This is a genomic window from Vibrio sp. TBV020 (genome assembly GCF_046056895.1).
In the GTDB taxonomy this organism is placed as follows: Bacteria; Pseudomonadota; Gammaproteobacteria; order Enterobacterales; family Vibrionaceae; genus Vibrio.
The window spans coordinates 264,396-276,574 of the sequence record NZ_JBEEAQ010000001.1; the positions used below are offsets into that span (position 1 = coordinate 264,396).

12 protein-coding genes are annotated in these 12,179 nt (G+C 41.6%); 5 read left to right on the top strand and 7 right to left on the bottom strand.

The genetic code is table 11. The annotated features are described in order from the left end of the window. Positions 1-40 precede the first annotated feature (40 nt). Positions 41-2,053, bottom strand: a complete 2,013-nt coding sequence (locus AAFX28_RS01150; RefSeq protein WP_408684869.1) for a TonB-dependent siderophore receptor — start codon at positions 2,051-2,053, stop codon at positions 41-43. Positions 2,054-2,169: 116 nt separating this feature from the next. Between AAFX28_RS01150 and AAFX28_RS01155 the strand changes: the two genes are divergently transcribed. From AAFX28_RS01155 to cueR, 3 genes are all read left to right on the top strand, one after another. Beyond that, positions 2,170-3,144, top strand: a complete 975-nt coding sequence (locus AAFX28_RS01155; RefSeq protein ID WP_408684870.1) for a helix-turn-helix transcriptional regulator — start codon at positions 2,170-2,172, stop codon at positions 3,142-3,144. Between the two features lie 348 nt (positions 3,145-3,492). Then, positions 3,493-4,536 carry a porin gene (locus AAFX28_RS01160; RefSeq protein ID WP_408684872.1) on the top strand — a complete coding sequence of 348 codons (1,044 nt, stop codon included), beginning with the start codon at positions 3,493-3,495 and terminating at the stop codon, positions 4,534-4,536. Between the two features lie 165 nt (positions 4,537-4,701). After that, entirely contained in the window at positions 4,702-5,088 is a 387-nt protein-coding gene (gene cueR, locus AAFX28_RS01165) for a Cu(I)-responsive transcriptional regulator (RefSeq protein WP_408684874.1), read from the top strand. Positions 5,089-5,152: 64 nt separating this feature from the next. Here the strand turns inward: cueR and vctC are convergent, their stop codons facing one another. The 5 genes from vctC to AAFX28_RS01190 all read right to left on the bottom strand — a co-directional run bounded on the left by vctC (position 5,153) and on the right by AAFX28_RS01190 (position 9,375). Next, positions 5,153-5,908: an iron chelate ABC transporter ATP-binding protein VctC gene (vctC, locus tag AAFX28_RS01170; protein WP_408684876.1), complete on the bottom strand. Its 756-nt coding sequence runs from the start codon at positions 5,906-5,908 to the stop codon at positions 5,153-5,155. 6 nt (positions 5,909-5,914) lie between these two features. Continuing rightward, entirely contained in the window at positions 5,915-6,865 is a 951-nt protein-coding gene (gene vctG, locus AAFX28_RS01175; RefSeq protein WP_408684878.1) for an iron chelate uptake ABC transporter permease subunit VctG, read from the bottom strand. Continuing rightward, on the bottom strand, positions 6,855-7,790 hold the full coding sequence (gene vctD, locus AAFX28_RS01180; RefSeq protein ID WP_408684880.1) for an iron chelate uptake ABC transporter permease subunit VctD: 936 nt from the start codon (positions 7,788-7,790) through the stop codon (positions 6,855-6,857). The genes vctG and vctD overlap by 11 nt, the downstream gene beginning before the upstream one ends. A gap of 69 nt (positions 7,791-7,859) precedes the next feature. Then, positions 7,860-8,771 carry a siderophore ABC transporter substrate-binding protein gene (locus tag AAFX28_RS01185; protein WP_408684881.1) on the bottom strand — a complete coding sequence of 304 codons (912 nt, stop codon included), beginning with the start codon at positions 8,769-8,771 and terminating at the stop codon, positions 7,860-7,862. 169 nt (positions 8,772-8,940) lie between these two features. Continuing rightward, entirely contained in the window at positions 8,941-9,375 is a 435-nt protein-coding gene (locus tag AAFX28_RS01190) for an RNA-binding S4 domain-containing protein (protein WP_408684883.1), read from the bottom strand. 109 nt (positions 9,376-9,484) lie between these two features. On the opposite strand from AAFX28_RS01190, the gene AAFX28_RS01195 reads away from it, so the two are divergent. Together AAFX28_RS01195 and AAFX28_RS01200 are read left to right on the top strand one after the other, a co-directional pair. After that, entirely contained in the window at positions 9,485-10,279 is a 795-nt protein-coding gene (locus AAFX28_RS01195) for a substrate-binding periplasmic protein (RefSeq protein ID WP_408684885.1), read from the top strand. 147 nt (positions 10,280-10,426) lie between these two features. Then, positions 10,427-11,059, top strand: a complete 633-nt coding sequence (locus tag AAFX28_RS01200; protein ID WP_408684887.1) for a response regulator — start codon at positions 10,427-10,429, stop codon at positions 11,057-11,059. Here the strand turns inward: AAFX28_RS01200 and AAFX28_RS01205 are convergent. After that, on the bottom strand, positions 11,040-11,936 hold the full coding sequence (locus tag AAFX28_RS01205; RefSeq protein ID WP_408684888.1) for a LysR family transcriptional regulator: 897 nt from the start codon (positions 11,934-11,936) through the stop codon (positions 11,040-11,042). The two genes, AAFX28_RS01200 and AAFX28_RS01205, sit on opposite strands and share 20 nt — an antisense overlap. Between the last annotated feature and the right edge of the window lie 243 nt (positions 11,937-12,179).

Here is a 12,179-nt window from a genome sequence, read left to right on the forward strand (position 1 = left end):
TCAATTGAGGCAGCAAATGTTCAACACCTAATGGTAAAAATTAAAACTGGTATGCGGCTGAGAGCTTGAAGTTACGCCCTGGTTCATAATCATCAGCTCTAACATCTCCGACTAGACCGGTCTTAGAGGCGTGGGATGCATAAGCCGCATCAAAAATATTATCAATACCGAAAGTAACGGACAGGTCTTCCGCATCAGAAGGGATCCACTGAGCGTAGAAATTATGTACATCGTACCCCTCTTTGACTGATGCGCCATCCAATACGTTATCCTCTTCAAGAACAACAATCGATGTCCAACCAAAGATAGTATCAATCGCATCGGCTTGATAATCGAAGGTAACCGCAATGCTGTCGCCAATATCAAGACTTCGAGCGGAACGACCAACAGTATCTAATACAGGTCCGCCATTCGTTTTATCCTCATTGTCAGATTTAGAATACGACACCTTCGAGTTAAAGTTCTCGTAGCCATAATTCGCACTCAATTCAAACCCTGTAAACTCAACATCGCCTAAGTTGTAGATGTTGTATCCCGATGTTCCATTGTCATAAGCTGCGACAATGTAATCATCAATGTCCGTCTTAAAGAGCGTCAGATTCGCACTGATAAAGTGTTCATTGATGCGTTTATCAAAGCGCACCCCACCTTGGGTGTTCTGACCAGTTTCCGCTTTGATGTCATCAGAAAGGTACGCCACTGTTTGGTATTTGATAAAGGACTCAAGTAGCTCAGGGCCTTTAAATAAGCTTCGAGTGCTTGCAAATAATGTCCAATCAGATGCCACATTCCACTCACCCGCAAGCGACCATGTCACATCATCAAATGTCTTCGTTCCTGTTTCCGCTTCACGTTTAAAATCATCAAAACGTAAACCTGCGGTAAGGTTAAAGCTTGAAGTCAAAAACAGCTGGTTCTCAATAAATACCGCCGTGCTTATCGCGGTTTCATCAGCATAAGGAGTATCTCCGTAAACACTTTTGCTGTTCTTATCTATGTAGTCCACGCCATAGGTAACGGTATTTTCTCGGCTCGCGAGTTGATAGTCTGACTGAAATGTTGCATTAATCCCACGGTTTCTGTTTTCAGCGGTATTAATAGACAAACGGTCAGTTGGCCATCGGCTCACCACGTTACTTTCGTCACGGGTGATTTCTGTTTTACTGCTGTAAATTGATACTTTTCCTCGGTTCGCTTCCCCTTTCAGTTCATATGAGAGTGTCAAAGTATCACGGTCATAGTCAGTAGGAATTAACTCATTTTCAGAGCGCGATTGGTTCGCGTCTGAGGACCAATCGGGCCTAGGGTTGTAATCACCGCTATCACGATATAGATCGTAACCAAGTTCAAATCTATGGATATCAGACGGCTCGTGACCGATCTTACCCAACACATTATAAGTGTCACCTTTAACACCAATAGTTTCAACGCCACGACCATCTTCAAAATTGTCCCTACTTAACATGTGACCGTATAGCATAGCGTCAAACTTATCACCGAGTAGTCCATATAGCGTCAACGAGCTTTGTTGACTTGCATTACTTGCATAACCGCCATACACCCTAGCCCCATATGTTTCATCGTGGCGTAATAAATCCTGAGCATCTTTCGTTTCAAACATAACCGAACCGCCCAATCCGCTTTGAGTCACCGAATTGTTGCCTACTTGAATATCTGCCGTTTTTAAAATGTCTGGGTTAAGAGTCAGGTTACCAATGTGATGAAACATGTTCGCGTGTTGTGACGCCCCATCCAGACGAATATCCAAATCGGTTTCACCTAAACCACGAATATTGATGCGTTGGTTAACACTATGTGTACCTCCCACATCAACACCTGGGACGTCCCTAAGAAGATCCGACATATGGTCGGCTTGTTTTAGAGACATATCACTCGCACCTAATGATTCCGTGTTACTAGAGACTTTCGTGCCCCAGACTACGACATCTTCTAGGTATGTGACGTCTTCAGCCATAGCTTGACTTGCTAAAGCTGTACAAACTGCGACGGTAAGAAGTGATATACGTTTGGGGTGCTGCTTAACCCTTTCCATGCGACATTTCCTAAATGTAAATGATAATAGTTCGCAGGTATGATATGGTTCTTATCGATTAACGAAAAGAACAATAGGTTATGCAGAAATGCACAACACTTATGAAGGAACACCATATGGCAGCCGACAGTGATAACGCGTCACGACTTCGAAAGATTGCTCTAACTACAAAGATAGAAGAGTCTGAGCGACAACTGATTGTAGGAGAGACCAAAAGAGGTCATTCCGCTCTTGTCGAAGGCAAATTCGTCTCACATAGAATCGGCAAAGAGGTTTCTATCCACGGCTGCCAAAGCATTGAACTACAAAACTCGCATGTGGTTTCTATGGCTCCGGCGTCTGTGATCATCACGATTCTGATTCAAGGAGAGTTAGAGTTTGGTTACGATGACCTCGAATTTCAATTGAAGTCAGATTCAGTAAATAGAATAACCATCGTCAATCTTACCCAACCAGCTAGTTTTCGACGTAAGATCACCAAGGGCAATAAGGTCACGAAGCTCAATTTAATGATGAGTAATGATTGGGTAAAAAGTCGAACTAACGGCCGCTGTAAAGTCAGCCAGTTTATTGCTAGTCACAAGAACTCAATCCAGTTGCCCCTATGTGATGACTTTACAACTATGGTTGATAGAGTGTTAGAGCTTCACAAAGCGGATACATTCAGTGAAAAGCTTGCCCTAGAATCTCTCGCATTCCAGTTCATTGAGGCTTCCCTTTCACAGCTAGAAGTCACTAATATCGCCTCTTCAAATATTAACGATACCTCCATTAGCACAACATCAGTAGAAGAGATTATTTGTTACATTGAATCCAACCTCAGCCAACCGCTATCCATTGAAGATTTAGCCAACAAATTTGCCATGAGTAGCTCCAACATACAGCGAAAATTTAAACAAGAAGTTGGATTAACACTCAATGGCTATATTAGAAAAAGGCGCCTAGAAATCGCGAAGCAACATCTGGAACGAGGCCTAGTAAGCGTTACTGAAGCAGCGTACGAAGCCGGATACAACCACCCTGCTAACTTCACAAACGCTTTTAAAAAAGCTTATGGTGTCCCCCCTCTGAGCGTAGTAGGTCTCCCTTAATAGCGAACTCAAAAAGAGCAAATATCATCGCCTAAAAACATCCATTTCCGTTTCCAACATTCACAATTCATTGTTGTATGCAATAAATCCTAACCCTTTGAATATTATTATCATTATATGACCAAATTGGATTATTCATGTGAAAAATACCTATAAATACAAAAGTATAAAAAAAGATGATGTAACAAATCATTTCACCATCAAGCCATTGATTTTATTAGATATAAATGAGATGTGAAGGTTTTATTTTATTTTTTAACCTTTATATAATATTTCCATATAAAGTCTGCGACATCGTTAAAACACGAATGACAAAAAGCCTGTCGGCTCATATATATGGACTTTATTATGAAAAAAACGATCTTAGCAGCTGCTATCGCAACGCTTTCTACTTCTGTTTACGCGGTTGAATTGTACAACCAAGAAGGTACGACTTTTTCAATCGGTGGCCACGTTTCAGCGAACCTAAATGGCTCTGAACAAGGCGATACAGATGTCGGTACTAACTCGCCACGTATCAACTTTAACGCGACACAAGATCTAGGCAATGGCTTCACTGCTGATGCGAAAGGTGAATGGGCTCTTAACTACCTAGATGGTGGCGACAATGCATTCACAACACGTCTAGGTTACGTTGGCCTAACGCACGATCAGTTTGGCCGCGCGGTTGTTGGTACTCAGTGGGCACCGTACTACGATGTTGCTGGCGTAGCGGATATGCCTATCGCTTACGCAAACGAATTTATCTACGATAATCACGGTGCACTAGGTACTGGTCGTGCCGACAAAATGATCAGCTACCGTAATGGTTTTGAGTTCGGTGAAGCTGGCGCATTTAACTTTGGTCTTGGTTGGCAAGGTGCAAACGATGAGCGTGCGCTTGACGAAAACGATGTCCTAACAGGCCACAAGTACGATGACCGTATCCAAGCTGCGTTGAGCTACTCAATTGCCGGTGCAACTCTGGGTTACACATACAACACAGGTGATTTCACTACATTCGGTGCTGCAAAGCGCACAGCTGAGTCACACCTAGTATCTGTTAAATACGGTACTTACGGTAAAGGCCTTTACCTTGCAGGTGTTTACGCTGATAACGAAAACATGAACTACAACAGCACTACCCTGCTGGCTGAAAGTAACGCATACGAAGCTCTTGCGTCTTACGCACTTGATAACAGCCTGAACCTAATCGTTAACTACGAAATGGTTGAGGGCAAGCAGTTTGCAAACACGCAAAAAGAAACGGCTCGTGAAGAGCTAGCGCTACAAGCTGAGTACAACTTTACGCCTAAATTTGTTGGTTACACTGCATACCAGTTTGACTTAAACGATGCGAACAACAACCAAACTGACGACAAGTGGCTAATCGGCGCTCGTTACTACCTATAAGCTATTACTGTCCCAATTGCTGAAACATTCAGCACCGCCCATCTCATTCGAGGTGGGCTTTTTATTTATCACCATACGTCACAAGGTAGCTTTAGTGCCTAAAAAGTCGTTAAAATAGTGTATAGCTCTGTATTTCATTTTCGACTTGAGCTGTAGGAGTAAATCATGAACATCGGCGCGGTCTCAAAGCTTACGGGACTCTCTAGTAAATCTATCCGTCTATACGAAGATAAAGGACTCATTACTACTCCAGGGCGCAGTGATTCAGGTTACCGCGAGTATTCAGAACGACATGTTCAAGAGCTTAACCTCATCTCTCGAGCAAAAAATGCAGGATTCTCGCTCCTTGAATGTAAAGAGTTCGTTCAGCTGGCCTCAAACCCAAATCGGAAAAGCAGTGAAGTTAAAGCTAAGGCAAAAGAGAAGCTGTTAGAAGTTGAGATGAAGATTAAAGAATTAAAAGAGATCGAACGTCAGCTTAAAAGTTGGGTTTCAGCTTGCCCCGGTGACGCAAATAGTCAATGTCCGATTATCGAAGACCTGACTAAGTAGCTCCGGCTGCTACCGGAAAGATTAAAAAAGAGGCCTTACACTAAGGCCTCTTTTACTTTTTACACTAGTGGTAGGTACACATTCTTTTGCCATCTACTTCAATAATATTAAATGGCGTTTCGTAGATACTCTCAAGTATGTCAGATTGAATGACCTCTTCTACTTTACCCTGAGCTACTACCTTCCCTTTCTTAAGCGCGATAATTTTGTCTGAGTAACACGCAGCAAAGTTGATGTCATGGATCACAACAACAACCGCCTTGTCCATTTCATGTGCTAGTCGGCCTACATTGCGCATGATCTGAAGAGAGTGCTTGATATCTAAGTTGTTCAGAGGCTCATCTAGAAAGACGTAATCTGTGTCTTGCGCCATCACCATTGCTATGAAAGAAAGTTGTCTTTGACCACCGCTAAGCTCATCTAAGTATTTATGTTGAATATCCGAAAGATCGAGGTACTCAATCGCTTTATCGATAATCTCAGCATCTTCCTCAGTCAACTTACCTTGAGAATATGGGAAACGACCAAACGAAATCATCTCTCGAACGGTAAATCGCATTGTAATGTTGTTAGCTTGGCGAAGCACCGCTAAGCGTTTTGCTAGTTCTTTAGTGTCCCACTCGCCCAGTTCTTTACAATCAATGTAAACCTCGCCCTGGTCTTTACTAACAAGACGACTAGCCATTGATAACAAGGTACTTTTCCCAGCACCGTTAGGCCCGATGATCGATGTCACCTTCCCTTTTTCAAACTCAGCACTGGCACTATCAACCACTTTCGATTGACCAAAGACTTTGGTCAGGCTTTTTAACGAAATCATATCAACCTAGACAATTTTGTTGCGGAGCAACATGGTTAAGAAATAGATACCACCGATGAAATTAATCACAACACTAATGGTGGTAGAGAAGCTAAACAGGTTTTCGACTATCCACTGCCCACTGAGTAATGACGCAACTGACAGTAGAGATACGCCCATTAATAGCACCTTATGCTGAAACGATTTGAACATTTCTCTTGCAAGGTTGGTCACCAACAAGCCAAAGAACATAATCGGTCCGATTAAAGCGGTAGAAATGGCAATCAAAGCAGCACTTAAAACTAGAACTTGCAAAGTAACCTTCTTTACGTCGACGCCTAAACTAGTCGCATTATCTTTATCTAACCAGAACACATCCAAAATGCGGTGTAAGCGAAACAGCAACGCACTTATGCCGAGCAATAAAGGAGCACAAAGGTACACAAGTTCGACTTTCACGTTGTTAAAGCTCGCAAACATATTCGCTTGTACTGCAGCAAAGTCATTTGGGTCTAACAGCATAGTGAAAAATGACGAAATGCTTGAGAACAATTGCCCTAGAATCACCCCAAGGAGAAGTAAGACCATCAGGTTTTGACGCTCTCCTTTGAAGTAAAAAGCAAACAGTAGCACTGAGAAACCCAACATCGCAGCGACCGAAAGGCCAAAGTTTAGGTAGGCATTTAATGCCATTGCACTCATGCCACCAAACAGTACAACCACTAACACTTGGGTAAACATATAAAGTGAATCAAAACCCATGATACTCGGCGTTAGGATTCGGTTATGAGTGATGGTTTGAAACACGAGTGCGGATTGACCAATTGCAATTCCAGCAATAACCATCGCCAAAACTTTCGGTACACGACGTGATAAGAAATACTCGTAGTTGTCGGCATTCAACCCTATGCCAATAAATAGGAAACAGAATACCGCAGCCGTTATTGCGAGTAAGAGTAGCTTAGTTCTATCTCGCATCTTTCTGCCCTTTCAAAATAAAGAAAATGAACACAGAACCACCTAAGATACTGATAATAGTTGAAATAGGAATTTCATAAGGGAAGATAATCAAGCGACCAGCAAGGTCACAACACAAGACAATCAGCGCGCCTAAAATTGCAGTAAGAGGAATATTCCGCCTTAAATTATCGCCAAAGAAACGACTAACTAAGTTAGGCACGATTAAGCCAAGAAACGGTAGCATACCGACGATCATCACAACTGACGCCGACATTACAGAAACAAGTAAAACACCAATAATGAGCACTTGTTGATAGTTTAAGCCTAGGTTGGTTGCAAAGTCTTTACCTAGTCCTACGGCAGAAATGCGTGTCGCATATAGGTAACTGAAGATTGCAAATGGGATTGCGATGTAGAGTAGCTCATAGTCACCTTGGAGTAGGTTGGCAAAGTTGGCTACTGTCCAGCTTGATAAGTTTTGCAACGCATCATATTTGTACGCAACGAAGGTCGCCAATGAATCAACGACGTTACCGAAAATGATACCAATAAGAGGTACAAAAATGGCGTTCTTAAACTGAATTCGGTTGATGAATTGAACGAATAGCAACGTACCCGCCATAGCAACGCCAAACACCAGCCAAAGCTGCTCGCTACCGAAAAATACAAGGCTCAATATGTAGCCCAACATTGCACACTCAATCGTTCCGGACGTTGAAGGCGACGCAAATCGGTTTTGGCTGATTTGCTGCATGATCAAACCAGCAATACTTAAGCCAGCCCCTGCGAGCAATACTGCTACCAAGCGGGGAATTCGACTGGTAAATAAAAGATGCCAACTCGCAGTATCACCTGCGAGAAGAGATGCTAGGTTGAGTTGCCCTACACCGACAAACAATGACGCAAAACTCAAAATAATCAGCGTCAATAGTAACTTTTTCACTCGTTGCCTCTCAGCACAAAAGCCTCAAGCAATGCTTGAGGCTTATTATTATTGTTATTTTTTGTGTTGTTAGTTTAGCGATGAAGCCGACTTCACATCAGAAATCATCTGTTCAGTTGCGCGCATACCCGCAATAGACAAGTACCAAGCATTAATATCTAGGTAGGCCATTTTTTTGTTCTGGTAAGCGTCTGTTGCTTTCACAAGGTCGTTCTCGAAATCACGCTTTACCGTGCTTGGTTTGCCCTTGTTGATCAAAACATCTTTATCGATAATCAATAGCGTATCTGGGTTCTTCTCACGAATGAATTCGTAAGAAACTAAATCTCCGTGGCGACTTTCTTTGATTCCAGCAACAGTCTCTTTGAAACCAAAGTCTTTATAGATCGCAGAGAAACGCGACAAAGAACCAAATGTTGTGATGTTGCCGCCAGCACTCATTACCGTAAGCGCATCAGTGTTGTTTTGTTGGTTTGACTGGCTAATTGCCTTAAATTCACTGTCTAGCTGTTCGATCTTCTTTTCAACAAACTCTTGCTTCTCGAACACTTCACCCAAGTTGCGCCATTGCTCTTGAGTACTTGCCCAGTATCCTTTCTTGGCGTCAGAGGCATAAACGATTGTTGGCGCAATCTCAGAAAGCTCTTTGTATTTTGAAGCAGCACGAGTTCCGATGATAATCAGGTCTGGCTTTTGCGTGTAGATAGTTTCAAAGTCTGGTTCGTGTAGGCTGCCTGCCGAAACAAATTCATAGTCACGGTATTCAGACAAGTAATCAGGGAACATGCTTACGGTTGAAATTGCTACAGGCTCAACACCAAACGCTTTCACCGTATCAAGTGCACCAAGGCCAATTACTACAACACGTTCTGGGTTTGAATCGACCTTTGTCGTCCCTTGTGTATGTTCAATTTCGACCATTTTGGCATTAGCACCAAACGCGAGTAATCCTGTCACTAGTGCGACTGCAGACATTTTCATTGTTAGACTCCATAATTACAAATGCAATGCATTATCATTTAGATTTGTGGTTATGTCATCTACCATTTACGTTTTTTACATTCATCTCCTTTATGTAAATACCTGTTATGCCTGTGGTACGCACGTAAAAAAGGGGCTAAACGCCCCTAGTAAAACACGTGTCTTTCTTTTAAAAGAAGTCTATAGAACCACGGCCATTGCTGTTCTTTGGCTTACTCGATTGCTTCTCTTGTGGTTTATCTTTCTTTTTATTCGACTTCTTATTCGTAGAAGATTTTGATTTCTTCGCAGGTTTACTCTCTGCTTTCTTAGGTTGTGGTTCAGGCTTTTCTTGAGGCTCCGTAACTGATGCGTCACAAACAACAACATAATACTCTTGGTTAAACTCAAAGAAATCGCCATCATACATTTTTCGACGTTTTCTCGTTTCTAGCTCACCGTTAACCGCAACATAACCCTCAGAAATTAGGTGCTTAGCTTCACCACCGCCACCGACTAAGTTAGCAATCTTAAATACCTTGTAGAGTTCAATTGGATGAGAGGATACCTCTATGCCAATCGCTTCAATCTCAATTTCTTCGCCTTGTTCGTAGTCTTGGCTCATACCATACCTTGGGTCGATTCACTCACAAAAAAGAGAGTCTAATCTCAATACTTCGATAAATAAACTAAAGTTAACAATAAGTATAAAATACTTATAAGGTTGAGTCGTTTTGAGATGGATACTTCTCATCTGCATGGTTTTCAGTGCACCTAGCTTTTCATATCACCCACCAACAAAAGTCGTGGTCTTGGGCGACAGTGGCTATCCACCTTATAGTTATGTCCACAATGGTAAGCCTTCGGGTATTTACGTTGATATTCTTCAAGCTGTCTTTAAAACCATGCCTCAATATCAAGTGGAAATTCGTCTTTTACCATGGAAGCGTGGGTTAAAAATGTTGGAAGTGGGCGAAGGGTTTGCACTATTCCCTCCTTACTATTATCCCGATCAAAGACTCTACATTTCTCCGTACTCAAGCCCAATTCTTACAGAAGAGGTCGCGGTGTTCTGTTCTAGTAACATTGCTGAAAAACGTACTTTAGCCTCATGGCCCAATGATTATCTGGGATTAACAATAGGAATTAATGAATCGTTCTCTTTAGGAGGAAGAGAGTTTTGGCAAGCAGTAAAAAATGGAGAAATACGAATTAAAGAGGCTCAAACCAATCGAGATAATATTCTAAACCTATATAACAACATGACTGATTGCTATATCAACGACCGTATTTCAATCTTATGGGAAGTAAAACAATTAACTCTCGAAGGCGTACTTCCAAGTAGTTGGAGTATTTCAAATGGCCTATCTATCTCAAGTGAACAAGGTTATGTCGGCTTTACTAAAATTAATCCTGAACGCTTTCCATACAAGGACGATTTTATATTTGAATTCAATAAAGGGTTGGAAAAAGTAAAAAAAGATGGAACACTTAACTCTATCCTCACTTTCTACTCTTTACGTGACTAACCTCTGACATTACTTACTTTTTCCTGACTGATTTTCCGGTTTGGAAAAACTCCTTTTCCCCCTTTTCCGACAGTTATGTCTTACATTACACCCCGCTCAGTTAGCACCCCCGTAATTCAAATCTAACTAACCATGAGAGAGTAAGATATGCATATTGCTAAAGCCTTAGTGATTGATAGCCAACCAATTATGCGTGAAGCCATTGGAAATATTATTCACGATCTATCAGCAAGCACCCAAGTTTATCAGTCTGCGTCATCTTCATTTGGTTTGCAGATTATAAATAATCATTCTGTTGATCTCGTCATACTTGATATTGACCTTGATGGTTCAGATGGGTTTGAATTCGCAAGACGCTCCCGCGCTCACGGATACAAAGGAAAAATTCTATTTATTTCTGCCAACCAACACCCTATGTATTCAAATACAGCGAGACAGCTTGGTGCAAACGGATATATTACGAAAACTGAAAGCACTGCAATGTTAAAGGAAGCGATCGTCAGCGTGTCACGCGGATTTACGGTATTCAAAAACGATGAAGGCACTAAAAACCGTCGACATACTAAACTCTCAAAACGCGAGACCATTGTATTTAACTACTTGCTTAAGGGTTATACCAATAAGCAAATTTCTGAAATACTTTCTTTGAGTTCGAAAACCATCAGCACTTATAAATCTCGTATTCTAGAGAAATACAAAGTTGATTCGATCGTCGAGTTGATGAGATTACAACAGCACGTTGATGTAGATACTGTTGAGCTTAAAAAAGATGCCGCTTAAGAAGCTCGACCAACATATTATGTAGTGGATTCCCGTGGTTCACCAGCTTATAGTTCGCAACAACTGAGGGCGTATAGTCCAGCTGTAACTCGTCGGGTAAGACCGTAACTTCATATTCCGCTTCCTTGCTATCCAAAACATGGCGTATATCAGGAAGTAGCGTGGCGCATTCGATTTGATCAAGTACTCCAAATAGACAGGTAATATTATCAACCGTCGCAATGGTTTTCACTTCAATATTGTTAGCCTGTAATGCTCGCCTTGCGACTGCCGTTTTATCACGCCACCCTTTCATTTCCATCATAATATAAGGCATCGAGAGTTTTTCTTGCAATGTGCGCCCTGCATATTGCTTAGAACACACAATCGAAGCCTTATACTTGCCTAAATGGTGTTGGTAGATCGTTTTGGTTAGCTCTTCATTAAAATACTGAATGCCTAAATCGATATTGTCATCCAAGATGCCATTTATCGAAATGTCCGACCAAGTGGTGATGTTGATTTCTGCATTGGGAAACGTCGCCATCAAATCTAAAAGCAGATCTTTTCCAACAAGATATTGCGCTAAGCTTGGCAGCGCTATAGTAATTCTTTTTGAGTAAATCGCAGGGTCAAACTCTTCATGTTGGATTGCTTCACCAATTAAGTTCAAACCGCTAGAGATCTTCGGCAACAATTTTACAGTATATTCTGTTGGTTCGAATTCAAATGCACCACGCACAAATAATTGATCTCCGAGCTGTTCCCGCAACTTAGCAAGGTGCTTACTCACTGCACTTTCTGTTTTGCCGAGCTCTTTTGCGACAGGCTTTAACTGACGATGCTTGTTAAGCAGTGGCAACACCTTAAGTAGGTTTAGGTCTAGCTGAGATTTCATTCTCTCTCCGTAGAGGTATTGTTCAGGTTTAGAAACGCGAAATACAACAAATCATTTTGGAAACAAGACATTAGATTGATCTAATGCATGACTTAAAATTTAGCATTATCTCGATTTAAGTGAAACATCATGCAAAATTACAACGTTAGAATTTCGTAAAATTTCAACCATTTTGCTCAACCAGTGAGCTCCACTTAATACTTTTTAGTCATACAACAAAGATTGGCGTCAATTTGGTAGGAA

What these genes read in the sequence shown, in the direction of transcription:
- AAFX28_RS01160 (WP_408684872.1), top strand. Translation starts at nt 3,493, where the DNA reads ATGAAAAAAACGATCTTAGCAGCTGCTATCGCAACGCTTTCTACTTCT.
- AAFX28_RS01190 (WP_408684883.1), bottom strand. Translation starts at nt 9,375, where the DNA reads ATGAGCCAAGACTACGAACAAGGCGAAGAAATTGAGATTGAAGCGATT.
- vctG (WP_408684878.1), bottom strand. Translation starts at nt 6,865, where the DNA reads ATGCGAGATAGAACTAAGCTACTCTTACTCGCAATAACGGCTGCGGTA.
- cueR (WP_408684874.1), top strand. Translation starts at nt 4,702, where the DNA reads ATGAACATCGGCGCGGTCTCAAAGCTTACGGGACTCTCTAGTAAATCT.
- AAFX28_RS01150 (WP_408684869.1), bottom strand. Translation starts at nt 2,053, where the DNA reads ATGGAAAGGGTTAAGCAGCACCCCAAACGTATATCACTTCTTACCGTC.
- AAFX28_RS01205 (WP_408684888.1), bottom strand. Translation starts at nt 11,936, where the DNA reads ATGAAATCTCAGCTAGACCTAAACCTACTTAAGGTGTTGCCACTGCTT.
- AAFX28_RS01200 (WP_408684887.1), top strand. Translation starts at nt 10,427, where the DNA reads ATGCATATTGCTAAAGCCTTAGTGATTGATAGCCAACCAATTATGCGT.
- AAFX28_RS01185 (WP_408684881.1), bottom strand. Translation starts at nt 8,771, where the DNA reads ATGAAAATGTCTGCAGTCGCACTAGTGACAGGATTACTCGCGTTTGGT.
- AAFX28_RS01155 (WP_408684870.1), top strand. Translation starts at nt 2,170, where the DNA reads ATGGCAGCCGACAGTGATAACGCGTCACGACTTCGAAAGATTGCTCTA.
- vctC (WP_408684876.1), bottom strand. Translation starts at nt 5,908, where the DNA reads ATGATTTCGTTAAAAAGCCTGACCAAAGTCTTTGGTCAATCGAAAGTG.